The organism is Haloarcula sp. CBA1131 (assembly GCF_008728975.1).
GTDB lineage: Archaea > Halobacteriota > Halobacteria > Halobacteriales > Haloarculaceae > Haloarcula > Haloarcula hispanica.
In genome coordinates this window covers 2,418,223-2,440,275 of the sequence record NZ_RPCY01000001.1, presented here as the reverse complement: position 1 = coordinate 2,440,275, position 22,053 = coordinate 2,418,223, and the positions used below count along the sequence as shown (strand labels likewise).

Genomic DNA, 22,053 nt, shown 5'->3' with positions numbered 1-22,053 from the left:
GGTCCCTGGCGACGCGCTGTTCCCGTCGCTTCGGCCCTCCAGCAGTTCGATGCGCTCGCTGGGGAGCCGTGCCACCGCGCTGCCATCCCTGTCTCGGCCCCGAGCCATCGTCCGGCTCGCCGGGTCGAGACGGTCCACCGCTGACGCGTTCCACGAGTATGGCGGACCCCGGAGTCAACCGCTTCGGATCCGCTCCGGAAACTCCCGCTCGACGGACGCTGCCACCGCCCGAGCGCTACGTGTGAGACGGCGAACCGAACCACTTTCACCGGCCGACTACGTGCCTCCTGCTATGACACACGAGATAGCCGTTATTCCCGGCGACGGGATCGGACAGGAGGTCACACCCGCCGCGGTCGAAGTGCTTGAGGCCATCGACGCCGTCGACTTCGACTTCGTCGAAGGTGCGGCCGGCGACGCAGTGAAGGCAGAAACCGGCGAGGCGCTGCCCGAAGAAACGCGCGATCTGGCGGCCGACGCCGACGCGACGCTGTTCGGCGCGGCCGGCGAGACGGCGGCCGACGTCATCTTGCCCCTCCGGCAGGTCGTCGGCTCCTTTGCCAACGTCCGCCCGGCCCGCTCGTATCCGGGGCTCGACGCCGTCCAGCCCGACACCGATATCGTGTTCATCCGGGAGAACACCGAGGGCGTCTACAAGGGCATCGAGAGCGAAATCTCCGAGGGCGTCACCACCTGCACCCGGGTCATCACCGAGGACGCTTCCGAGAAAATCGCCGAGTACGGCTTCAGCTACGCGAAGGGGAACGGGTACGACGACGTGACGATTGCCCACAAAGCCAACGTCATGCGCACCACGGACGGCCTGTTCCTCGATACGGCCTCGGCGGTCGGCGAGGACCGGGACGCGTCCTACGACACCGCGCTGATGGACGCGCTCGCGATGCACCTCGTGATGAACCCGCAGGACTACGGCGTCGTCATCTGTCCGAACCTCGCCGGCGACATGCTGTCGGACCTCGCCGCTGGCCTCGTCGGCGGCCTCGGTCTGCTGCCGTCGGCCAACATCGGCGAGGAGAACGCGCTGTTCGAGCCGGTCCACGGCTCCGCGCCGGACATCGCCGGCGAGGGTATCGCAAACCCCTCGGCGATGATTCTCTCCGCCGCGATGTTGCTCGACCACCTCGGATACGACGAGCAGGGCGATGCTGTCCGGTCGGCCGTCGAGTCCGTGCTCGACTCGGGTCCCCGAACGCCGGATCTGGGCGGCGACGCATCCACTGAGGACGTGACCGCCGCGGTAATCGACGAGCTGTAGGCAGTTTTCTCGCGTTCTATCCGGGCAGAAACAAGCACGGTCCGATAGAAAGAGGTAAAACCGAAGCGAAACAATCACAGCAGAGAGAATGCTCCCGGCCGAGCGAAAGCGCACTATCGTCCAGTTGGTGACAGAGCGAGACGGCTGTTCAGTGTCGGAACTGGCCGCGGAACTCGAGTTTTCGAAGGCGACGATCCGCCGTGACCTCCGGGACCTGGAGTCGCAAGGCCGCATCAAGCGGTCCCACGGCGGCGCAGTACCGGCGTCCTCCGCCGGGACCGAACGACCGTACGGCCAGCGCGAGGTTGACCACTACGCGGAGAAACAGGCCATCGGCGAGCGAGCCGCACAGGAAGTCCGTGAGGGCCATGTGGTCTGTTTCGATGCGGGCTCGACGACGATGGAAGTCGCTCGTGCGATTCCGGACACCGACTACGTCGCGGCGACGAATATGCCGGAACTCGCCACCGAGGTGGCCGAGCGAGACGTCGATGCGAAACTCACCGGTGGAAGTCTCCGACCGCGGACCCGGGCGCTCGTCGGCCCGATGGCCGAGCGAGCCATCGGGCGAATGAACTTCGACCTGTTGTTTCTGGGGACGAACGCCCTCGACAGCGCCGCCGGGCTGTCGACGCCAAATGAAGACGAGGCGGCCGTCAAGGAAATCATGGTCGAGCGCGCCCGCCGGGTCGTGCTGGTCGCCGACGCGTCGAAGTTCGGCGACCGGAGCTTCGTCAGCTTCGCCGATCTGGACCAGGTCGACCTGCTGGTCACTGACGCCAGCCCGTCAGGGGCGCTCGCCACGGCACTCGCGGACGCCGACGTGACCGTCGAGGAGGTCAGCACATGATCGTCACCGTCACCTACAACCCCGCCGTCGACCAGACGATTCAGTTCGACGAGCAGATGGCTCCCGACCGTGTGATGCGGGCCGACGAGGCGCAGTTCGACGCGGGCGGGAAGGGCATCAACGCCGCGCAGTTGCTCACGGCCATGGACCGCCCCTGCGTCGCGACGGGACTGCTGGGCGGGTTCACCGGGTCGTTCATCAGAGAGACCCTGCAGGGCGACGGCGTCGAGACGGCCTTCGTCGACGTGGACGGAACGACGCGTCTCAACACCACCGCTATCGCGGCCGCGGAGGAGTACAAACTGAACCAGGCCGGGCCGACCGTCGGCGAGTCGGTCGTCGACTCGCTGCTCGAACAGGTGCGGGCACAGTCCCCCGACCGGGTGCTCGTCGGTGGGAGCCTGCCGCCGGGGCTGTCCCCGGCCGCCATCGACCGCATCGCGGCCGGCGGCGACTGGGAGACAATCGTCGACACCGGCGGCGACGTCCTCCGGGAACTCGACGCCCAGTACGGACTCTGTAAGCCGAACCGCGACGAGCTCGGCGATGCAACCGGGGCCGATGTCTCCACGGTCGAGGGGTGTGCGGACGCGGCGGAGAAGTTCCGGGAGCGGGGCTTCGACCGCGTGCTGGCCTCTCTCGGCGCGGACGGCGCTGTCCTCGTCGGCGACGCGGGCAACCTGTACGCCGAAGCGCTGGACATCGACGTCGTCGACACCGTCGGGGCCGGCGACGCGCTCCTTTCGGGCGTCCTGAGCGCCTGGGAAGCCGGCGCGGACGACGAGACGGCGCTCCGGACCGGCGTGGCCGTCTCCTCGCAGGTCGTCCAGCAGGCCGGCACGGCCGTTCCCGACCTGGGCGATATCGACTCGCTCCGGGATGGCGTGACGGTCCGACGGCTGTAGCGGGCACAAAAGATTCGTAGAACGCGGAGACAGCAACTCAGAACTTTTTGAGGTAGTCGTCGACGAACGCACGCACGTCAGCCAGCGACGGCTGGTCCGCGGTTCGGACGAAGTAGCCGGCGACGGCGTTGCCGACGACGACGGCGGCCGCCGGCGGGAGGCCGGCGATGAGCGCGAGCCCCAGTCCGGCGTTGAAGTGGTCGCCGGAACTGGTCGTCAGTTTCGGGTCCGGGACGGCCGGGACGGCGACGCTATCGGTACCGTCCCCGGAGACGGCGACCGACCGCTCGACGCCGTGGCCGACGAACCAGGTCGGTTCCAGCGCCTCGAACACTGCCTCGGCGTCGTCGGCGAACGACCGCTCGGCGTCGCCGGCGTAGGCGTCCGCGAGGACACCCGTTTCGGCACGGTTCGAGGAGATCACCACATCAGTCACCTCGTCCAGCCGCCCGATGGCCTCCCGGCCGGCGCGCAGCCGGTCGGCGTCGAGCTTTCGCACGTCGCCGGGGTCGACAAGCACTGTTTCGGGCGGGTCGTCGATATCGCCCCACAGGTCACGGAGCCCGTCGAAGACCGTCGGCAAGTCCGGCGTCTCGGACCAGTAGCCAGTCCCTAACAGACTCGCGCCGTCGAGCTTCCCGGCCAGTCGGTCGTGGCCGAAGGCCGTGTCGAGTTCGGCCCAGTCCAGCGACATCGTGTCGCCGATCTCGGTCAGCATGAGCTTCCCGTCGTCGAACTCGACGGCGTCGGTGACGCCGGGCTCGCCGATTGAGTGGAGGTCGTACTCGCCGAACTCCGCCTCGAAGGCGTCGTGGACCGGGTCACCGTACATCCCGACCATCACGGGGTCGAACGACCAGCCGCCGAAGGCCCGCGCGAGGTGGCTGGTGTGGCCGCCGGTCCGTCTCCCCTGCTGGAGCCACTCGAAGGAGAGCGAGCTGTCGGCGGCGACGGAGCGGTCGATGCGGTCGCCGAACCCCTCCAGCGTGGCGAGGCGCTCGTGGCTCTCTGGGTCGATGCGGTCCGCGACGACCTCCCGGACGCGGTCGAGGTAGCCGTCGAAGCCGAAGACGACCCGACCGGCGTCGATAGCGTCGGGAAGCGCATCGCTATCGGGCAACGCTTCGTCTGCCGCGGCGACGGCTCGGCGCGTCTCCTCGTCCATGGCCTACAGGACGTCGTCAGCTGTCGCGTCCTCGAAGATGACGCCTTCGAGCTTGTCCAGGATGTCGTAGGGGTCGTCGCGCTGCCAGACGTTGCGGCCGACGGCGAGGCCGGCGACGCCGACGTCCATACAGTCCTCGACGAGTTCGAGGAAGTCCCGGTCGGAGGTCTTCGAGCCACCGGAGAGCAGGACGCGGTTGTCGGCCGCCGAGCGGACGGCGTGGGCCATCGCCTCCTTGTCACGCGGATACTTGACCTTCGTGAAGTCCGCGCCGAGTTCGAGGCCGATGCGGGCCGCGTAGGCGATGGTCGACGGACTGCGGTGCTCCTTGATGGCCTGTCCGCGCGGGTACGACCACATCGCAATCGGCAGGTCGTGGTCGCGGGCGTTCTCCTGCACCGGGCGGAAGTCCTCGAACATGTCGGTCTCGCGGTTGACGCCCGGATAGACGGTGTACCCGATGGCGTCGGCACCGAGTTCGGCGGCGTAGTCGACCGACCAGTTCTGTGGCGAGTACGGGTCGCCCATCCAGAGGTCCGACCCGCCGTTGAGCTTCGCCAGCAGGTTCACGTCGTCCTCGTAGCTCGGGTAGTACGTCTCGGCGAGGCCCTTGCCGACGGCCAGCGCCGTCACGGCGTCGTGGGTCGCCATCTCGAACACCTCACGCGGGTCGAGGCGCTCCTCGACGCCGCTGAACTGCTTGGGACCGTGTTCCAGCCCGTGGTCGTGGGCCAGCACGAGCGTCTTGTCGTTCCGTACGAGCGGTGAGTCACCCAGTGGTCGCATGTGTCGTGTTTCTACCGAGAACGACCATTAACAGTTTTCGGTTCTGATTTGTTACTACTGTTCGCGTTCGTTTTTGAGCGAGGGCGGGAATTAAGTGTGTTCCAGTGAAAGGTTCGGGTATGCCATCCGTGGAACTGGACGCCGAGACAGTGGACCGCCTCGACGACCTCCGCGTCGAGGACGAATCGTACGACGACATCGTGACGGAACTCATCAACATCTACGAGGCCGAGGAGCTAACGCTGTTCCACGGCGGCGACGAGTACTAACCCTGGGCCTGCTCGCAGACGGACTTCCAGCGCCCGTTCGACTCCAGTTTCTCCTGCAACTGCTCAGCGTACGCCTGTGCGAGGCGTGCCGCTTCTTCCTCCTGTTGTTTGTTGCCGCCGCCGGACCCACCTAGTCCGAGCGCGTCTTTGACGCCCGAGAGGAGGCCGCCCCCCGAACTCCCAGACTGGTCACCGCCCGGTCCGCCCATCGGCCCCTGGTTGGCGACCCGCTCCATCTCGGGCATGACGCTAGAGAGCTTCGAGGTATCGGCGACGATTCGAGCGGCGTCAGGGTCGCCCGGGTTCTCGATCTCGAACTCGACTGCAGTCATCACGAGCCCCCACTGCTGGCTGGAGAACGACGACGCTTTGACCTGTTCGTTGAACCGCTGGTCGACCGCCATCCGTTCGCCGGCGATGCGGTCGGTCCAGTTTGAATCGCTCATGGACTGGTGTTTGCGGGCCGGCGGTATGAGCGTTTCCCGCTCCGTGCGGTGTTCTACGGTAAAAAGCACCGTTTCTGGGCAGACTGTTACGTCTCCGGCCGACCCACTGCCACGTCTTATTGTCTTCAAAACGGTTCCAATATGTTAAGTTAGCTCACGATATACTTGCATCTCAATGACTACTGAGTTTGGGACAGGGCAGGCGACGGGGGACTCTGGCGATGCCGCAGCTATGGACGCCATACGGGAAGCCATGGACGCCATCTCGGCCAGCGAACCGGACTTCTGTCAGATTTTCTGCTCCCCGACATACGATTACGAGGCGGTGCTGTGGGGCGCTCGGAGTGTTGTCGGTTCAGATACCGAAATCGTGGGCTGTTCGTCCTCTGGAGAGTTCACTGAAGCCGGTTCGGGGAACGGAACTGTCACAGTCGGCGTCGTTTCGTCGGACTCGATACAGTTCTTCTCCAGCCTCTCGACCGAACTCAGCGCTGATCCCGAGCGCTGTCTGTTCGAAGCCGTTCACGACCTCCCCGCGAGCGAGGACCCTGCTGTCGATGGGTACCCGCATCGGACGCTCATCAACCTTCACGACGGCATGGCCGGAATCGGAAACAAAGTCACCCGACTCACCGAGCAGTACCTCGACGACGAGGAGACGCCTGTCGTCGGGGGGTCTGCGGGCGACGACCTCCAGTTACAGCAGACCCACGTCTTCCGGAACGACCGCGTGGAGACGGACGCCGTCGTCCTCGCGCTCATTGCCTCAGAGGACCCGCTCCCGGTGACAGTCAACCACGGCCACGAACCGATCTCCGAGGCGATGACGGTAACCCGAGCAGAGGGAAGCACCGTGTACGAACTCGACGGCAGGCCTGCGTTCGAGGCCTGGCGAGACGCGATTCGGGAGGATGCGATGGAGACGTACGATATCGATGTCGACGAGTTGGAAGCAGGGTCGGAAGACCTTGTCATGTTGCTCGGTCGCTACGAGCTCGGTATCGAGTCGGAGCCAGAATCTGACGCGGACGGACTCGCTTCCCGAATCAAGACCTTCATCGAGAGTAAACTCATCTCGACGACGGGATACAACATCCGATGGCCGGGCCATACAACCGACACCGAGGGGCCGCTGGACTTCGCTGTCACTGTCTCCGAAGGAACGGAAGTGGTGGTGACACATAGCAATAAATCCGACCAGGTGTATGCGGTCCGGAACGCCGCCAACAACGCTGTCAATGAACTCCGCGGCGGAAGCGTCGCGGGTGGGTTCGTCTACGACTGTGCCTGCCGTGCGATGATACTCGGCGACGACTTCGACGACGCTGTCGACACGATTCACAGCGCTATCGACGCGCCCTTCGCCGGCTTCGAAACCTACGGCGAAGTCTGCTCGGCCGACGAGGATTACACTGGCTATCACAACACGTCCTCAGTCATACTGCTGTTCCCGGAGTGACGACGACAAGCCTACTATCAGCGAAAAATAAACGCCACCCCCTGTTCCTGCCTGCTCAGACGCCGGACTCGATGGTAATTTCGGCGTGGAGTTCATCCTGCAGCGCCGAATGGACGTGGCAGATGTCCTCAGCGAGTTCCACGATGTCCTGCTCTTCGTCGGCAAGTGACTCCTCGACCTCGACGTGGAAGTCGATGTACTCCAGGTCGTCGTCCTCGTCGAGACCCGCCGCGACTTCGACGTCGACGCTGCCGATGTCCTCGTGGCCGTACTTGTCTGCGGCGACGCGTAGCGCCGGGATGTAACAGGAGGCGTAGTCGGCGGCCAGAACCTCGTTCGGCGACGGACCGTTCTCGCTCAGCGCGTCGACGATAAGCTCCCATTCGCCGTTGATGACGCTTTCTACTGTGTATCCTTCCTCGCACGTACTCTCGACTTCGATATCTGCCATAGCACTCCTGTGGACACAGCCCTCCCCCTAAACATTTCCTGCGTGGCATTTCTGCCTGCGGACGCGAAACGCAGTGACTCACCAGCGTGGCACCGGGCTACCGCGGGTAAACCGGCTGGCCGGGCACTGCCGAAAGATAATACACCTCCAGTCCCTACAAATGAGCAATGGAACACCTCGCCCCGTCGAACGTGCCGGTGTACGCCACGCGGGAACACCAGCGCGAGATCTGGGAGCGCTGTCGGGACCGGGGGCAGCCGGTCCTCGCCGTCAGGGACGCGACGCGGGGGTTCATCGTCCGGTACGACCTCCAGCACCTGTCGTATGAGCTCTCGGACACCACCGTGCAGGCGCTTCGTGACCGTGTCCGGTCCCGCCGACCGTACCCGACGACCACGGACCCGATATCGGAGACGGAGGGCGTCGGTGGCGAGGCCGGCCCGGTGTCCGGCGAACTCCACGCGGACACCGAACGGGCTGCCAGAGAATTGGCCTCGCACATCTCGGGGTTCGTGCTGGACCGGTCGAACTGGCGGTAGTACCGAAACAACCCGGCTGGGGATTTTTCCCACAGCCGTGCCTTGAGTTCGTATGGCAGTCGCCCGACACGAAACCGGTCCGTTCGCGGCCGTGAGTGCCCTTGCTTCGCAGGTCCATCCGGTGTTTATGCTGCCACCACTCGCGACCTCGCTGTTCGGTGGGTTGCTCTCCGGTGGGTTCTGGCCGCCGGTGGCCGCGCTCCACGCGGGTGCGATGTTCTTCGCCGTCTACACGGCTCACGTCAAGGACGGTTACGTCGATTTCCACGTCCGCGGCGAGGACGACGACCACCCGCTCACTGGTTCGGGCTGTCGCATGGCGCTGATCGGCGCAGCCCTCGGCTTCGCGCTCTGTACGGCGGCCATCTGGCTGCTGGTCGGTCCCGGCGCGGCGCTGTTGACGCTTCCGACCTGGGTCATCGGGTACACCCACGCGCCGCAGTTGGACATGAACCCCGTCGGCGCGACGATGGGCTACCCGACGGGCATCGCGCTGGCGTTGCTAGGCGGCTACTACGCTCAGGTGACAACGCTGACACCGCGAGCACTCGGTCTCGCGGCCGTGTTCCTCCTGCTGTTGACCGGCATCAAGATTATCGACGACGAGCAGGACTACGACTACGACCGGTCGATACAGAAACGGACCGTCGCCGTTGTCCTGGGCCACCAACGCGCCCGGCGGCTCGCGTTCGGCCTGTTCGGCGCGGGCCTCCTTGGAATTGTCGGGCTGTCCGTGGCATTGCCCGGGGTTCCGCCGAGCGCCGCGGCGGCTGCGCTCGTCTTCGGGACGGTTGCGGCTATCGCCCAACGAGGCGACCCCGAAACCGCGACGATGCTGCTGATTCGCGGGTCGTATCTCCTGTTGGCCGTCCTCGTCACTGCTGTCTGGTTCCGACCGCTAGCGTGAGTGTGGCTGTTCTGCAAGTCGCTCGCCTCGCAGCTAGCCGCAACTGCACTCGCTCGAACCACGCCTCGTCGGTCAGCCTGAAATGTGTGTGAGCATGTGGGTCGCTGAGACGACCAGCGATATCGTCACCATCGAGACGGCCATGACGCTGGCGACAACCGGCGAGAGGTCCCCGGTGAGGCCACCGACTGCGAGCAGCACGGCGGCAATGATCGTACAGACCAGCAGGGCCAGATGGACGAATAGCCACGGACCGATACGTCGCAGTGAATCGAGCAGCGTCTCGACTCCCGACGGCTGTGTCGGCCGGACTCGCTGGCCGGGCTTGTAGTACTCTGTGGCAGTCCCGTAGCCCGTGCTTCCGCCACGAGTCTGGGTGGGCCGCTGTGTCGCTTTCGCCGTTGCCCCGCCCGTCGTCCCTGTGTCGACCCGCTGGTCGACGTACTGCTGTGCGATGTCACTGACACCGCCCGTGGCTGTTCCGCCGTCCGCGCCGCTGTCGACGTGCCTGTTGACGTATGCGTCGTGACCGAGCCGGTCGTATCGCGCTCGCTCGGCCTCGTCCGTGAGCACGTTCTTCGCCTGCGTGAGTCGCTTGAACCGTTCTCCCGCGGCGGGGTCGTCACTCACGTCCGGGTGATGCGCTTTCGTCTGTTCCCGGTAGGCGCGGACTATCGTCCCCTCGGTGGCATCTGGGTCCACCCCCAGAATACCGTAGAACGTCGCTTCCATACACACCCCTGTGTATTTATCCAGTTGGACTAGGCGTATAATAAGGTACCCACTCCCTCACGCTGCGATATCGCTCGTCTGTCGCCGAGTCGCCGGACTGAAACTGCGTGGCCGCCACCGTCTCTGTATGGACGAAGACACCAAAGACTGGGAGACACAGTTGCAAGCGAATCGGGACGAGAAAGACCGGTTCTTCGCGGAGCACCGCCAATCCCCGATTCCGCCGGAAGACCGCGACGACTTCGACGGACTCAGCTACTTCGACCCGGACCACGACTATCGGGTCGAGGCGACGGTTACGGTCCACGAGACGCCGGAGTCAGTCGATCTGGAGACGAGCGACGACCGAACGGTGCGCTATCTCCACGTCGCGACGCTGTCGTTCGACCTCGACGGCGAGTCCCGCGAACTCCACGCGTTCCGGCAGGCCGCCGACGAGTCCCGGACGCTCTTTGTTCCGTTCCGGGACAAGACCACCGGACAGCAGAGCTACGACGGCGGCCGATACATGGAACTGGAACCCGACCGCGACCTGAGCGACGGCGACGAGATTACGCTGGATTTCAACCTCGCGTACTCGCCGTTCTGTGCCTATAGCGACACCTTCTCCTGTCCGCTCCCGCCGGAGTCGAACTGGCTCGACACCGCGGTGACGGCCGGAGAGCGGATCGACTGAGGCATCTCCGCCGGCAGTCACGACCAACACCAAACGAATTGTTTACACATCGCCACGACCAAAGCAGTGTATGGCAACCGCGACCCGCGACAGTCCGATTCTGCAGGCCTTCCAGTACGGGTTTACGCTCTTCTCTGCGCTCTCGCTGGGGGTGATTGGCCTGGGATTCGGATCGATCCTGCTTCTCACCATCGCATTTTCGCTGTCACTCGGTGCAGGAGTACAGATAACGCAAGTACAGACGCTGGTTCTCGGGCTGATAACGGTCCAGGGAATCGGCTGCCCGGTCATCGCGTACACGTACATCAAGCTCAGACCGGTGATCAGAACGAAGCTCCGCGAGGTGTTCTCTTACTCTGCGGACAGCGGCGAGTTCGATATCGGTGTTTCTGTCCCGAGTTTCCGCGAGGCCGCCATCGTCGTGCTGGGCTACGCCAGCGCGATGGTCGGACTCGTGGTAGTAGCCGTCATCATCACAACGCTCGTCTCGATGTTCGGCATCGAAACGGCAACCAATCAGGCCGCGGAGATCGGCATGGAGAACCCCGATGTCCTCCTCCTGTTGATTCCCGCCTCGTTCCTCCTCATCGGTCCGGGCGAGGAACTGCTGTTCCGCGGGGTCGTTCAGGGCCGCATTCGGGACTACTTCGGCCCGATTTCGGGCGTCGCCATCGCGAGCGTCATCTTCGCCGGCATTCATTACCCCGCCCTCAGTGGCGGGTCGGTCACGGGCAAACTTGTCGGGGTGTGTGCCCTCCTCATTCCGTCGCTCATCCTCGGTGCAACCTACGAGTACACAGACAACATCGTCGTTCCGTCACTCATCCACGGCGCGTACAACGCCACGCTGTTTACTGGCCTCTACGTCACCGTGAAGTTCAGTGGTGAACTCTCATCCGCCGCGGGTGTCCTCAGTAACAGCGGGTTCTGACCGGCCCCTGCCCCAGCAGGCCCGTACTATAGTACGTTTGTAAATCATGTGATTGGTTGCCTGGCTTGCACACGCAAGGGAGTTGGTCTTTTTCATGATCGTGTGAAACCTAAAACAGTTCAAACGGGGCTTACAGTGGCGTTATATCTGAACTACCACTTTATCACGCTCTCGACTTTTTACCCAGTAGCAGAACCTGAATCGGAGATATTACTTTGAAATGACAAACGTCTTATTAGCGTTTTTGTACAACATTCAAACAGATGGTTGGTTCAGTGCGCGTCTTACATATCGATGACGAACCGGACTTTGCCGATCTAACTGCGGCATATCTCGAGCGGGCCATGGATTCATTCAGCGTCGACACCGCGATGCGGGTCGACGAGGTCATCACGGACCGCCCGCAGGACACGTATGACTGTATTATCAGCGACTACGATATGCCTGGCATGAACGGGCTGGAGTTCCTCGAACGGATTCGCGAGGACGCACCGAAGCTTCCGTTCATCCTCTACACTGGGAAGGGCAGCGAAGAGATCGCGGCCGAGGCAATCTCCGCAGGTGTCACGGACTATATCCAGAAGGAACCGGGAACGTCCCAGTACACGGTGCTAGCGAACAGGGTGCAAAACGCGGTCGAAGCCCGCAGAGACGAACTGCAAGTCACGCGTGGTCACCGCGCAATGAACGCGGCCTGGGACGGCATCAGCACACTGGACGACGAGGGTCGGTTCACCTATTTGAACGACGCCTACGCAGCCACGTTCGGCTACGAGCGCGACGAGCTTCTGGGCGAACACTGGCAGAAAATCCACTCGGCAGAGAGCCTCAAAACGGTCGATGATGAAATACTCCCGGCTGTCAACGAGAACGGGACGTGGACGGGTGAGACACTGCTCGAACGCGCCGACGGGACACAGTTCATCGGCGAGCACACCGTCGCGAGTATCGCAAATGACGGCTCCGTCTGCGTAGTCCGTGACCGGACTGACCGCGAAGAACTCGACAAACAACTGCGACACGAGCGCGAGCGGTTCCGGCTACTCGTCGATGCGGTCGAGAATTACGCGATGTTTCTGCTCGACCCCGACGGCCTCATCCAGTCGTGGAACGCCGGTGCGAAACAGCTCATGCAGTACGAGGAATCTGATATCCTCGGCGAGCACTTCTCGACGTTTCACACAGAGAAACAGGTGGCCGACGGCATTCCCGACCAACTGCTGCGAGAAGCCGGGGAATGCGGCAAGGCCACCGACCGCGGGCTCCGCGTTCGGAAGGACGGGAGCACGTTCTGGGCAGATGTGGCCATCACTGAACTCCGGGAAAACGGCGACTCCCGTGGCTTTGCGAAAGTGGTCAAGGACATCACGGAGGAGATCGAACGGGAGCGGCTACAGGCGACGGCCGAACGCTACCGAGAGAAACTCTACGAGGTCACGAACGATTTGGATCGCCGGTTCGAACAGCGGTTAGTCGACGTACTGGAACTCGGTGTCGAGTATCTTGCCGTCGACCAGAGCCATCTCGTCACAATCGACCCTGAGGCGGGAACACATGAAATAATCGCCATTAGCGGCGACCCGTCTCTCACTACCCCCGGCGACATCACGTCACTCTCCGAGACCTACTGCCGACGAACCGTCGAATCCGACGGTCTACTCTCTATCTACAACGCCGAGCGACTAGATCTGGATGACGACCCTGCATACCGGCGGTACGGTATCGGCTGTTACCTCGGTGCGAAAATCGAAGTCGACGGCGAGCTGTTCGGGACGGTCTGTTTCGTTGCTCGTGACCCCCGGTCGGAGCCGTTCAGACAGGACGAACAGGCCTTCGTCGAACTGCTCGCCCGCTGGCTCAAATACGAACTGAGCCGACGCGACGGACAGATCCAGTGGCCGCTAAAACCCTAGAATCTGGGAACGATACCGTGTCGGTCAGCGTCTCGGGCTGACCTAAGACCTGACCTATGGCGGGCAGGTCAGTCGTCGACTGAGGCCTGTTCGGACTGTCCGGTTTCGGATCCGGAATCGTATCTCACCTCCATGTACAGCAACGCGAAGATGGTGAGTGTTGCGACGGTCTGTACGGCAGCGGTCATCGGCGCCAGCGGAGCGAACATCGCTGCTCCCGCAGCCACCAGTAGCCCGGCGCGACTCGGAATCCTGAGTTGGCCAGAGAAGTAGTTGACAATGGCTGCCACGGCGGCGACGAGACCGATTCCCACGACGACGAACGTAATCGGTGTCGCGGGAACTGACCAGAACAACAGACTGTCGTTGACGACGAAGACGTACGGGAGAACAAACAGCGGCGCCCCGAGCACGAGCGACTTTCCGGCGGTCCGCCAGAAGTTCCCGCCTGCGACCCTTGCCGTGACGAGGCAGGCGATGGCAACCGGCGGCGTCAGCGCCGAGAGAATCGCGAAGTAGAACACGAAAAAGTGCGCAGCGAGTAGATCGATACCGGCCTCGGTCAGTGCTGGTGCGATCAGTAGCACGGCCGTGATGTAGGCTGCGACGGTTGGCATCCCGAGACCAAAGAGAAGCGCGGCAACCATCGCGAACATGAGCAACAGCGCAAGCACGCCTCCCGAGAGTTCAACGAGGCTGGAAGCGAACACCTGCGTGAATCCGGTGAGGTTCAATACACCGACGAAGATGTTCATGACGCCCAGTGACACCGCAATCGGGGCTGCGTTTTCCATCCCGCGGCCCAGGCCGTCCATAGTGTCCACGAGGAAGTCGCGGATTCCGTAGCCATCGCGAAAAAAGATCCCCTGGACGAACGCGGCCGGGAACGCGGACATTATCGAGAGGAACCCTGCGTACAGCGGATCGTACAGGAGAACGACCAGTGCGTACAGGAGAACGGCCAGCGGAACCCACAGCGCGAGCCCCTCGACGAGCAGGTTACGAACCGATATCTGGCCGAAGGAAACAGCGGTTGTCGTTCGGCCGAAGATCCTATCGAGTGCGTTTTTCCGATCCCTGTCGACCGTCTCTACGTCGGTCAGTTCTTCCTCGTCAATCTCGCTCGTGAGCCCTTCTTTGACGGTTGTCAGATGAACACCGATAGCGACCGTTCCGTAGAACAGGAGTGCCGGCAGGAATCCGACGACGATAATCTTCAGGTAGCTCGTCCCGGTGATCTCGGCCATTATGAATGCCGCTGCACCCATGATCGGTGGCATAATCTGGCCGCCGCTGGAGGCCACCGCCTCGTAGGCCGCTGCGGTATCTCTATCGAGCCCGTGACGCTTGAGCAACGGGATGGTAAACGCGCCCGTCGTCGCCGCGTTGGCGGCCGCGCTGCCGTTGACCGACCCCATACCCATGCTCGCGACCGTCGTCATCTGCGCCAATCCGGACCGGACCCGTTTGCCGATCAGCGTTCCGACCTGGACGAAATACTCCAGCGCGCCGTACGCTTCCAACAGCCCCGCGAGGATCATGAAGATAATAATAAACGTCCCCGAAACCTCGACAATGACGCCGAAGACGCCGCTGCCGAACTCAACTGTCAGACCCTGCACCAGTCGTTCGGCCTGAACTCCATTGTGGTTCAAAATACCCGGGAAATACGGGCCATACAGCGCATAGACAAGGCCAGCTACGCCGACCAGCGACAGCATCGGACCGTAAACCCGCCTGCAGACATCCAACAACAGCAGGATGATCAACAGCCCCATGAACAAGTCGAGGTCGGTGTATATCCCGAGTTGCTCGTAGACGATGCGGTTGAAGGCCGTAAAGAGGTAGACGGCGACGACGGCCGAGAGAGCGGCCTCAAATAGCGTCGCGTAGTTTCCGAACCGCTCCCGGCGCGTCTCGGGTTCGGGGGTATACGCGAGGACAGCCGCCCCGACGAGCATGAATCCGAGGTGGGCGATCTTGTGTTGGTCCTGTTCGAACGGGAACAGCTGGGTGAACCAGAGGTGATAGACCGTCGAGGCGACTCCCAAGGCTATCAGGAACCCGTACTTGGCCATGCGTACCCGGGACGGGTCGACCCAGCTCCCGGTTGTGTGTTCCCCCGTCATGGCTGGCGTTGATGGGGTGGGCGGACGAGAGACGGGTCGCTCGCGTTACCCCTCATACTCCTCAAGTGTGGTCAGTCCGTCCTTCCAGAGGTCCTGCTCCTTGTAATACTTCTCAGCGCCGGGATGGACGGGTGCGTTCGGCGAGGGGAGTAAGAATTCCTGCGCGAAGTCCGGACCGGCGCGAGAGAGCACTGAACTCGCCTCACGGACCGCGTCGATGTCCTCCATGACGGTACGGACGAACTCATAGCCCAACTCCTCAGATACCTCGGCCGGGAAGATAGTTTCATAGCCGACGCCAACTGCCGGAATGGAGTCCATTCGAATGTCCTGCCCGTCCCAGAGGCCGGCCGGCGTTTCGATGTACGTGTAGGGCAGATCGGAGTTGGCTAAATCTGACTCGTCGAACTCCCAGTTGACGACCGCGACGTCGGCCTGTGCGCCGGCCTCCTGCGCCCACCCGGTCAGTACTTCACGGCTGACTCCGTAGACCATCATCATATCGAGACGGCCGTCAGCGAACTGTGCCCCCTGGTCTCCCCAGCTCATCGACTGGAGGTCGTACTTGTCCTCGACGTTGTCGATCCCGGACAGTCGGAACCCGTCAAGGCCCGCGAAGTAGTTCGTCCCGCCGCGCTGACCGAACGCCATCGAGACCGACCCGTCTTGGGGAATGTCCGACACCGACTCGATGCCTTCGAGTGCATCGTCAGTCCGCCTGACGAGGTAGTACTCCAGAGTCATGAACGGTAACACCTGCGTCATCGTCTTCCCGACCGGTTCCCCGTACGGGTCTCCGCCGCTGTTTGAGCGCGCGACTGCCCAGTCGGTACTCTGGGCGATATCGATGTCTCCCTGAGCGATCAACCGAGGGTTTGCGGCGGTCCCGCCGGTCGTCTGGGCGCTCATGCTGATGTCGTCGGACTTTTCCGAGAGCAGCTGTGCCATCGCTACCCCCGACGCGTGAGTCGCCGTCTCCGGCCCTGACGTTCCAACTGTCCAATTTGTACTGCCGCCACTGCCGTCGCTGCCGCCGCTGTCTCCACCACTGCCGTCGCTGCCACTGCCGTCGCTGCCACTATCCCCGTCACCACCAGCGCCGCTACCGCCGTCTCCACTACAGCCAGCGAGACATGCGAGGCCAGCGGCACTGACCGTTTTCAAGAAGCTACGCCGCTCGGAAATCGAACCATCCTGATCGTTTCTGAACATTATCTAAGCTACAACTATGCTGTCAACCAATCTATATTTAAATGTTACTGCAAATATCTTTATCATACAGACATCGGCTGCGGAAACAGACAACGCACCCCGAGCAAATTTTCAAATCTCGGGCAATAGTGGCCACTCAGCCGCATTATCGAGACTGTGAAAATCTGAGAGATGTGACTCAACTCGACAGCCCTACTGTTGGGAATACCACTATCAACGGTTCCCGAAGATCCGGCTAACAGGGTACCATCACGGAGAAATTCGTCTCAGTGACACAGCAGAGCCACTGTGGCTCTGTCCGTATCATGTCAAATATTGCCACTAGTAGACTCGAAATGTACGCCCGGAACACTAACGTCCGGCATCATCCTCGGCGGTGTGCCACGTCAGCCGGCAAACCCTCGTGCCGGGCGGGTCGCCGGATACGGCGACCGATTGCGCGAGCGGCGTCAGCCGCGAGCGCGGGTGATTATGGCGTAATCACCGAACGCCCAGACGGTGCAACCGTCTGGCGGGTCGTCGATAGACGACCAAGTGCGGTATGAACCGCGGTCATGTCGCGTGCCCGGGTTCTCCGGGTCGTCATCGTCCCGGTGACGGGTCTCAGCCGGGGATTGAAGGCACGCACTAGCAGTTCGCCGGTCGCACACCTAAGGGTGACGTTCAGACGGCGTAGTCGTCCTCGCGCAGTTGGACGTACTTGCCGTTGCGGTAGGAGAACTTCCCCCACTTGTACCCGAGGACCATCTTAATGCCGTTGAGGCCGCCACGGAGCGCCGCGTCGGCCTTGATGCCACGGGCGTCCATCAGGTCGTTGGCGGTGGTAAAGGCCCGGTCCCAGTCGCCGGGCCGCCAGTCCCGGACCATGTCCGCGAAGGTAACGTTCCGGAGGATTTCGTCGCCGATGGCGTCGTGCCAGGCGTCGTTGTACCGTTCGAGGCGGTCGTTCGCGGCGAGGCGACCGGCTATCTTCCCGGTGCGAACGGCGACGTGGTCGCCGCCCTCGTGGAACGCCGAGGTGGTCCCCATTGCCCCGCCGGCCACAGCGATGCCGGCACCCACCGGGGACTCTATCGGTCGGGTCGAGGAGATCGGGTACGTCTCCGTCCCTTTCGATTTCCCGCGGTCCTCGACGAGCGGGAAGTCCTCGAGATCGTACGCCTGGAACTCCTGTTCGAGCAGTCGCTCGATGTACTGCCGGCCCTGCGGGATGCTCTCGTCGCTCTCTCTGAGCAGGTCCCACTCGCTGCGGTCGTAGGCGTCGATGTCCAACCCGATGGGCATCGTGAGGCCGATGCGGGCGACGGGGGCGTCGTTCGGGAAAATCCACGGATACGCCGTGTGGCCGGGCATGATGCCCCACCAGAACTCGATGAACTCCGGCGTGAACAGTTCCTCGGGCATCCGTCGGTGCTCCTGATAGGCGATGTGGTTGGCCTTGTTCGAGGGCATGATGTCGGCCATCGTCTGTCCGGCCGGGAGGAACTGGTCGAGCGTCCCGCCAGTGACGGTCCGCTGTGGGCCATCCGCGAGGATCACGTACTCAGCGGCGATATCTTCACCGTTGGCCAGCCGAACGGTGTGTCGTGGCGAACTCCTCAGGTCGGTCTCGACGCCGGTGACGCTGACGCCGACGCGGTAGTCCGCGCCCGCTTCCGTCGCCCGTTCGCGGAGCCAGTCGTCGAACCGCGCCCGGTGGAACGTGATGCCGAAGCCGTCGGCGCTGGAACTGATACCGGTCTCTGTGAGCGTCATCTCCGTCGAGGGGCCGTAGAACTTCGCCCCGTCGAGTTCGCTCAGCACAACATCCTCGGGGAACTCCGACCGTGGAATGTCCATGATGTCGAACCAGTAATCGAGCAGCCCGGCGGCGTCCGTCGAGTCCGGCCCCGCCCCCTCGCGGTCGGCTCTGGGGACCCCCTTTTCGAGAAGGACGGCGTCGGCCCCGTGGTCGGCTGCAGCCTCGGCCGCCGACGACCCGGCCGGGCCACCACCCACAATGGCGACGTCTACGTGTTCCATACCCGCTACGGTGTCCCGCGCCCGCTAAAACCTATTGTCTTGCATCGAATCCGCGGTCTGACGACCCTCTGTGTCTGAACTGGAATGCACTGCGCGCTACGGTTCGGACGCTGCGTCGGCGAGTGACACGTCGTGTTGTTCCAGCCGTTCGACGGCCCGCTTGTACGCGTCGCTCTCCGCGAGCGCTGTCGCTCGGACAGCGTCAGCGACTGTGTCTCGTCGGTCGGCAAGTCCCAGGAGTTCCCGACGCTCCGTCTCGTATTCGCACCGGCGCTGAACTGCCGAGAGTACCGACACCAGGGTATCCCGGTCGGCAGGCTTTCTGAGATACGAATCGACGGGAATGTCCAGAATATCCACGTCCGGCTTGACGCTACTGATCATTACGACCGCAGGGGTAACTGACCGCTGTCGGAGCTTTTCGGCGACCGTTTCGCCGCTCAGTTTCGGCATCTGCCGGTCCAGCAGTACCGCATCGATTGAGTCGTCAATCCGCTGTAACCCTGTACGGCCGTCACCGGCCTCTATAACCTCGTATTCTTCCGGAAGCCAAAGTTTGTAGAGCTGTCTATAGTCCGTATCGTCATCGATCACCGCAACGCTCGTCGGTCTCCCCATTCCTTCGAAGTTCTACGTTGGTCATCCTACAAATATGCTAAGATATCGGTATACTATTAGTACAAATTTTACTAATCTAGACTGGTAATTCCTCCGTTCTCTAAATACAAAAATTCTAATAATACTTCCGGCGCGCGGTCACCAGACTGCCGGCACCGTTTTGAGGCCCCCGCGTGGAACAGCCGGTATGACTCCGCACGTCACAGGAGGGGTTCAATGGCCGACATCGTCGTGAGCCGATACGACGTTCACGGAATGCCGGTCGACCAGTACGCGGCAGCGCTCCGGGAGCGACTGCCGGAGTGGGACATCGCCATCGCGGAGACGCCCGAAGCCGAGCGCGACCTGATTGCGAACGCAACGGTTCTGACCGGCAACGATGTCTCGCCGGACCTGGTCGATACTGCCGACTCGCTGAAGCTGTTTGCAGGGACATACGCTGGATACGACCACCTCCCGCTCTCGGAACTGGCCGACCGCGACATCGCGCTTACCACGGCCTCCGGCGTCCACGGTCCGAACGTCGCTGAGAACGTCGTCGGGTCGTGGCTCGCCTTCGCTAGGGGCTTTTTCACCGCCCGCCGCCACCAGCGCGACCACGTCTGGCAGTCGTTTCACACCGACGACTTCGCCGGTAGCCGGGTCTGTGTCGTCGGGCTGGGAGAAATCGGCGAGGCCATCGTCGACCGTGTGCAGGGGTTCGACGTGGAGACCGTCGGCGTCCGCTACTCGCCGGAAAAGGGCGGCCCGACCGACGAGGTGTACGGCTTCGACGAGATTCACGAGGCGGTCACTGACACGGAGTACATCGGACTCGCCTGCCCACTCACCGACGAGACGCGCCACCTCATCGACGAGGAGGTGTTCGAGACGATGCCTCCCAGCGCGGTGCTCACCAACGTCGCCCGCGGCCCGGTCGTCGACACCGATGCGCTGGTTACTGCGCTCCAGCGCAACCACATCGGCGGCGCGGCACTGGACGTGACCGACCCCGAACCGCTGCCCAGCGGCCATCCGCTGTGGGACTTCGAGAACGTCCTCATCACGCCACATAACGCCGGCCACACGCCGAGCTACTACGAGCGGCTGGCCGATATCGTCGCCGAGAACGTCCAGCGGGCAGAGCGAACCGGCGAGTGGGACGGACTCAGGAACCAGATTGCGCTGTGAGGGCTATCGCTGAACCGAACGCGATAGCCCTTACAGATAGCCGCGCTTGTTCAGCAGTTCGCCGTTCAGCACGCTCGCACCGGCAGCACCGCGCATCGTGTTGTGCGCGAGGCAGTTGAACTGGACGCCGTCGGTCGTCTCGCGGAACCCACCGACTGCGACGCCCATGCCGTCCTCAACGTTGCGGTCAAGGCGGGGCTGTGGGCGGTCCGGTTCCTCGAACACCGTGATGAGTTTCTCCGGCGAGGACGGCAGGTCGATACCGGTAGCCGACTCCATCGCGGCCTCGGCGTCGGCCGTGGAGATGTCCTCCGCGGTGTCGGCCCAGACGTTTTCGAGGTGGCCGTCGAGCGTCGGGATGCGGTTACAGGAGGCGGCCACGTCCATCTCGTTGCGGTGGACCTCCGCGCCGTCGAACGAACCCAGGAGCTTGCGCGATTCGGTCTCCATCTTCTGCTCTTCGCCGCCGATGTGCGGGATGGCGTTGTCGATGATCTCCATCGACGAGACGCCGGAGTAGCCCGCGCCGGAGACGGCCTGAAGCGTCGAGACACGTACGTCGGTCAGGTCGAACTCTCGGTCGAGGGTGGCCAGCGGCGGGACCATCGTAATCGTCGAGCAGTTCGGGTTCTTCAGGAGCGCGCCGTCCCAGCCACGTTCGTCGCGCTGGACTTCGAGGAGGTCGACGTGGTCGGCGTTGACCTCGGGGATGATGAGCGGCACGTCCTCGTCCATCCGGCCGTTCGAGGAGTTCGAGGAGACAGTGTAGCCGGCCTCGCAGAACTCCGGTTCGACCTCCGCGCCGACGCTCGACGGGAGCGAGGAGAAGATGAGGTCGACGTCGTCGGGTACCGAATCCGGGTCGGTGGCGCGGACCTCTAACCCGGCCACGTCCTCGGGAATCGGGGAGTCGACGCGCCACTTGGCGGCGTCCTTGTATGTCTCGCCAACGCTTGCGTCGCTGGCCGTCAGTGCTGCAATCTCGAACTCGGAGTGGGGGTCGAGCAGTTGGATCAGTCGCTGCCCGACTGCGCCAGTCGCACCGAGCACACCTACGCGTACAGTCATCGCTTGACACACGGCTGTGGGTGGTCAAAACAGTTTGGATACGGAGCGATACCGCTGCCTTCGTAGGATTACTCACCCTCGGTGTCCTCGAAGACCCACTCGATGACGCGAGCCTCCACGAGGTCCCGCTCTTCGACGTAGGGGTCGTCGCGGTTCGCCAGCGTCTCCTCGGCTTCGGCGCGCATCTCCGATTCGATCTCCGTGTGGTCCGGCTCGTCCCGGATGTCGTTCAGCAGCGCTTCGAAGTCTTCCCGGAGGTCGAAGGAAGCGCGAGCGGCGTTACACCGGGACAGCGGGCTCATCCCGGTCTCTAACACGAGGTCACGTACCGTCTCCCAATCGGAGTCACAGAAGTAGATGGACACCTCGCCGACGATGTCCTGCCAGGCGATGGGGTCGGCGTGCTTGAGCAGTGGGACCGCCCGCGGCGGCAGGTCCAGACGGGTCTTCGTGTCGGGATTCCCGCACAGACAGCAGGCCTTCTCCGTTTTCCCCGTGTACATGTGAGACAGTTGTGTCGGACGTATTT

At 63.2% G+C, this 22,053-nt stretch carries 22 protein-coding genes; 11 read left to right on the top strand and 11 right to left on the bottom strand.

Features of this window, described 5'->3' with window-relative positions; translation table 11 throughout:
• The first annotated feature begins 292 nt into the window (after positions 1-292).
• The 3 genes from Har1131_RS12350 to pfkB all read left to right on the top strand — a co-directional run bounded on the left by Har1131_RS12350 (position 293) and on the right by pfkB (position 3,031).
• Entirely contained in the window at positions 293-1,276 is a 984-nt protein-coding gene (locus Har1131_RS12350; RefSeq protein WP_014039977.1) for an isocitrate/isopropylmalate dehydrogenase family protein, read from the top strand.
• A gap of 88 nt (positions 1,277-1,364) precedes the next feature.
• Positions 1,365-2,126 (top strand): HTH-type transcriptional regulator GlpR, encoded by a 762-nt coding sequence (gene glpR / locus Har1131_RS12345; RefSeq protein ID WP_014039978.1) that lies wholly within the window; start codon positions 1,365-1,367, stop codon positions 2,124-2,126.
• Positions 2,123-3,031, top strand: a complete 909-nt coding sequence (pfkB, locus tag Har1131_RS12340) for a 1-phosphofructokinase (RefSeq protein WP_151146663.1) — start codon at positions 2,123-2,125, stop codon at positions 3,029-3,031. Before glpR ends, pfkB begins: the two co-directional genes overlap by 4 nt.
• Before the next feature lie 37 nt (positions 3,032-3,068).
• Here pfkB and Har1131_RS12335 read toward each other — a convergent pair whose 3' ends face one another.
• A complete protein-coding gene (locus Har1131_RS12335) occupies positions 3,069-4,196 on the bottom strand; it encodes a hypothetical protein (protein WP_151146660.1) in 1,128 nt (375 codons plus the stop codon).
• Positions 4,197-4,199: 3 nt separating this feature from the next.
• On the bottom strand, positions 4,200-4,982 hold the full coding sequence (locus tag Har1131_RS12330) for a class I fructose-bisphosphate aldolase (RefSeq protein ID WP_004962592.1): 783 nt from the start codon (positions 4,980-4,982) through the stop codon (positions 4,200-4,202).
• Between the two features lie 119 nt (positions 4,983-5,101).
• Between Har1131_RS12330 and Har1131_RS21790 the strand changes: the two genes are divergently transcribed.
• On the top strand, positions 5,102-5,251 hold the full coding sequence (locus Har1131_RS21790) for a hypothetical protein (protein ID WP_008309953.1): 150 nt from the start codon (positions 5,102-5,104) through the stop codon (positions 5,249-5,251).
• Here the strand turns inward: Har1131_RS21790 and Har1131_RS12325 are convergent.
• Positions 5,248-5,697, bottom strand: a complete 450-nt coding sequence (locus tag Har1131_RS12325) for a DUF5799 family protein (protein WP_008309952.1) — start codon at positions 5,695-5,697, stop codon at positions 5,248-5,250. The genes Har1131_RS21790 and Har1131_RS12325 overlap by 4 nt on opposite strands.
• A gap of 175 nt (positions 5,698-5,872) precedes the next feature.
• Between Har1131_RS12325 and Har1131_RS12320 the strand changes: the two genes are divergently transcribed.
• Positions 5,873-7,156, top strand: coding sequence for an FIST signal transduction protein (locus tag Har1131_RS12320; RefSeq protein ID WP_050037795.1), 1,284 nt, complete (start codon positions 5,873-5,875; stop codon positions 7,154-7,156).
• 55 nt (positions 7,157-7,211) lie between these two features.
• Here the strand turns inward: Har1131_RS12320 and Har1131_RS12315 are convergent, their stop codons facing one another.
• Positions 7,212-7,607 (bottom strand): OsmC family protein, encoded by a 396-nt coding sequence (locus Har1131_RS12315; protein WP_050007744.1) that lies wholly within the window; start codon positions 7,605-7,607, stop codon positions 7,212-7,214.
• A 167-nt stretch (positions 7,608-7,774) separates the two neighbouring features.
• Between Har1131_RS12315 and Har1131_RS12310 the strand changes: the two genes are divergently transcribed.
• Entirely contained in the window at positions 7,775-8,146 is a 372-nt protein-coding gene (locus Har1131_RS12310; protein ID WP_129754994.1) for a hypothetical protein, read from the top strand.
• A 52-nt stretch (positions 8,147-8,198) separates the two neighbouring features.
• Entirely contained in the window at positions 8,199-9,053 is an 855-nt protein-coding gene (locus tag Har1131_RS12305; protein ID WP_023843193.1) for a UbiA family prenyltransferase, read from the top strand.
• A gap of 72 nt (positions 9,054-9,125) precedes the next feature.
• Here Har1131_RS12305 and Har1131_RS12300 read toward each other — a convergent pair whose 3' ends face one another.
• A complete protein-coding gene (locus Har1131_RS12300; RefSeq protein ID WP_151146657.1) occupies positions 9,126-9,785 on the bottom strand; it encodes a DnaJ domain-containing protein in 660 nt (219 codons plus the stop codon).
• A 127-nt stretch (positions 9,786-9,912) separates the two neighbouring features.
• Here Har1131_RS12300 and Har1131_RS12295 point away from each other — a divergent pair, with 127 nt between their 5' ends.
• The 3 genes from Har1131_RS12295 to Har1131_RS12285 all read left to right on the top strand — a co-directional run bounded on the left by Har1131_RS12295 (position 9,913) and on the right by Har1131_RS12285 (position 13,305).
• Positions 9,913-10,461 (top strand): DUF1684 domain-containing protein, encoded by a 549-nt coding sequence (locus tag Har1131_RS12295; RefSeq protein ID WP_008309944.1) that lies wholly within the window; start codon positions 9,913-9,915, stop codon positions 10,459-10,461.
• Between the two features lie 70 nt (positions 10,462-10,531).
• Positions 10,532-11,392 carry a CPBP family intramembrane glutamic endopeptidase gene (locus tag Har1131_RS12290; RefSeq protein WP_151146654.1) on the top strand — a complete coding sequence of 287 codons (861 nt, stop codon included), beginning with the start codon at positions 10,532-10,534 and terminating at the stop codon, positions 11,390-11,392.
• Positions 11,393-11,655: 263 nt separating this feature from the next.
• Complete coding sequence (locus Har1131_RS12285) at positions 11,656-13,305, top strand: PAS domain S-box protein (RefSeq protein WP_050037799.1); 1,650 nt, start codon at positions 11,656-11,658, stop codon at positions 13,303-13,305.
• Between the two features lie 68 nt (positions 13,306-13,373).
• Here the strand turns inward: Har1131_RS12285 and Har1131_RS12280 are convergent, their stop codons facing one another.
• From Har1131_RS12280 to Har1131_RS12265, 4 genes are all read right to left on the bottom strand, one after another.
• A complete protein-coding gene (locus Har1131_RS12280) occupies positions 13,374-15,434 on the bottom strand; it encodes a TRAP transporter fused permease subunit (RefSeq protein ID WP_064288462.1) in 2,061 nt (686 codons plus the stop codon).
• A 45-nt stretch (positions 15,435-15,479) separates the two neighbouring features.
• A complete protein-coding gene (locus Har1131_RS12275) occupies positions 15,480-16,646 on the bottom strand; it encodes a TAXI family TRAP transporter solute-binding subunit (protein WP_146417397.1) in 1,167 nt (388 codons plus the stop codon).
• A gap of 663 nt (positions 16,647-17,309) precedes the next feature.
• Positions 17,310-18,668 carry an NAD(P)/FAD-dependent oxidoreductase gene (locus tag Har1131_RS12270; protein WP_151146651.1) on the bottom strand — a complete coding sequence of 453 codons (1,359 nt, stop codon included), beginning with the start codon at positions 18,666-18,668 and terminating at the stop codon, positions 17,310-17,312.
• Between the two features lie 96 nt (positions 18,669-18,764).
• The gene (locus tag Har1131_RS12265) at positions 18,765-19,286 is read right to left on the bottom strand and encodes a response regulator transcription factor (protein WP_023843195.1); all 522 of its coding nucleotides are present in this window, start codon (positions 19,284-19,286) and stop codon (positions 18,765-18,767) included.
• A gap of 216 nt (positions 19,287-19,502) precedes the next feature.
• Between Har1131_RS12265 and Har1131_RS12260 the strand changes: the two genes are divergently transcribed.
• Positions 19,503-20,456: a D-2-hydroxyacid dehydrogenase gene (locus Har1131_RS12260; RefSeq protein WP_151146648.1), complete on the top strand. Its 954-nt coding sequence runs from the start codon at positions 19,503-19,505 to the stop codon at positions 20,454-20,456.
• A gap of 30 nt (positions 20,457-20,486) precedes the next feature.
• Here the strand turns inward: Har1131_RS12260 and asd are convergent, their stop codons facing one another.
• Both asd and Har1131_RS12250 read right to left on the bottom strand, forming a co-directional pair.
• Positions 20,487-21,524, bottom strand: coding sequence for an aspartate-semialdehyde dehydrogenase (gene asd / locus Har1131_RS12255; RefSeq protein WP_050037803.1), 1,038 nt, complete (start codon positions 21,522-21,524; stop codon positions 20,487-20,489).
• Between the two features lie 68 nt (positions 21,525-21,592).
• Complete coding sequence (locus Har1131_RS12250) at positions 21,593-22,027, bottom strand: hypothetical protein (RefSeq protein WP_050037804.1); 435 nt, start codon at positions 22,025-22,027, stop codon at positions 21,593-21,595.
• Between the last annotated feature and the right edge of the window lie 26 nt (positions 22,028-22,053).

Coding starts and splice junctions, on each gene's coding strand:
- Har1131_RS12265 (WP_023843195.1), bottom strand. CDS start 19,286: ATGGGGAGACCGACGAGCGTTGCGGTGATCGATGACGATACGGACTAT.
- Har1131_RS12275 (WP_146417397.1), bottom strand. CDS start 16,646: ATGTTCAGAAACGATCAGGATGGTTCGATTTCCGAGCGGCGTAGCTTC.
- Har1131_RS12335 (WP_151146660.1), bottom strand. CDS start 4,196: ATGGACGAGGAGACGCGCCGAGCCGTCGCCGCGGCAGACGAAGCGTTG.
- Har1131_RS12315 (WP_050007744.1), bottom strand. CDS start 7,607: ATGGCAGATATCGAAGTCGAGAGTACGTGCGAGGAAGGATACACAGTA.
- pfkB (WP_151146663.1), top strand. CDS start 2,123: ATGATCGTCACCGTCACCTACAACCCCGCCGTCGACCAGACGATTCAG.
- Har1131_RS12300 (WP_151146657.1), bottom strand. CDS start 9,785: ATGGAAGCGACGTTCTACGGTATTCTGGGGGTGGACCCAGATGCCACC.
- Har1131_RS21790 (WP_008309953.1), top strand. CDS start 5,102: ATGCCATCCGTGGAACTGGACGCCGAGACAGTGGACCGCCTCGACGAC.
- Har1131_RS12285 (WP_050037799.1), top strand. CDS start 11,656: ATGGTTGGTTCAGTGCGCGTCTTACATATCGATGACGAACCGGACTTT.
- glpR (WP_014039978.1), top strand. CDS start 1,365: ATGCTCCCGGCCGAGCGAAAGCGCACTATCGTCCAGTTGGTGACAGAG.
- Har1131_RS12350 (WP_014039977.1), top strand. CDS start 293: ATGACACACGAGATAGCCGTTATTCCCGGCGACGGGATCGGACAGGAG.
- Har1131_RS12290 (WP_151146654.1), top strand. CDS start 10,532: ATGGCAACCGCGACCCGCGACAGTCCGATTCTGCAGGCCTTCCAGTAC.
- Har1131_RS12310 (WP_129754994.1), top strand. CDS start 7,775: ATGGAACACCTCGCCCCGTCGAACGTGCCGGTGTACGCCACGCGGGAA.
- Har1131_RS12330 (WP_004962592.1), bottom strand. CDS start 4,982: ATGCGACCACTGGGTGACTCACCGCTCGTACGGAACGACAAGACGCTC.
- Har1131_RS12325 (WP_008309952.1), bottom strand. CDS start 5,697: ATGAGCGATTCAAACTGGACCGACCGCATCGCCGGCGAACGGATGGCG.
- Har1131_RS12280 (WP_064288462.1), bottom strand. CDS start 15,434: ATGACGGGGGAACACACAACCGGGAGCTGGGTCGACCCGTCCCGGGTA.
- Har1131_RS12260 (WP_151146648.1), top strand. CDS start 19,503: ATGGCCGACATCGTCGTGAGCCGATACGACGTTCACGGAATGCCGGTC.
- Har1131_RS12305 (WP_023843193.1), top strand. CDS start 8,199: ATGGCAGTCGCCCGACACGAAACCGGTCCGTTCGCGGCCGTGAGTGCC.
- Har1131_RS12250 (WP_050037804.1), bottom strand. CDS start 22,027: ATGTACACGGGGAAAACGGAGAAGGCCTGCTGTCTGTGCGGGAATCCC.
- Har1131_RS12295 (WP_008309944.1), top strand. CDS start 9,913: ATGGACGAAGACACCAAAGACTGGGAGACACAGTTGCAAGCGAATCGG.
- Har1131_RS12320 (WP_050037795.1), top strand. CDS start 5,873: ATGACTACTGAGTTTGGGACAGGGCAGGCGACGGGGGACTCTGGCGAT.
- asd (WP_050037803.1), bottom strand. CDS start 21,524: ATGACTGTACGCGTAGGTGTGCTCGGTGCGACTGGCGCAGTCGGGCAG.
- Har1131_RS12270 (WP_151146651.1), bottom strand. CDS start 18,668: ATGGAACACGTAGACGTCGCCATTGTGGGTGGTGGCCCGGCCGGGTCG.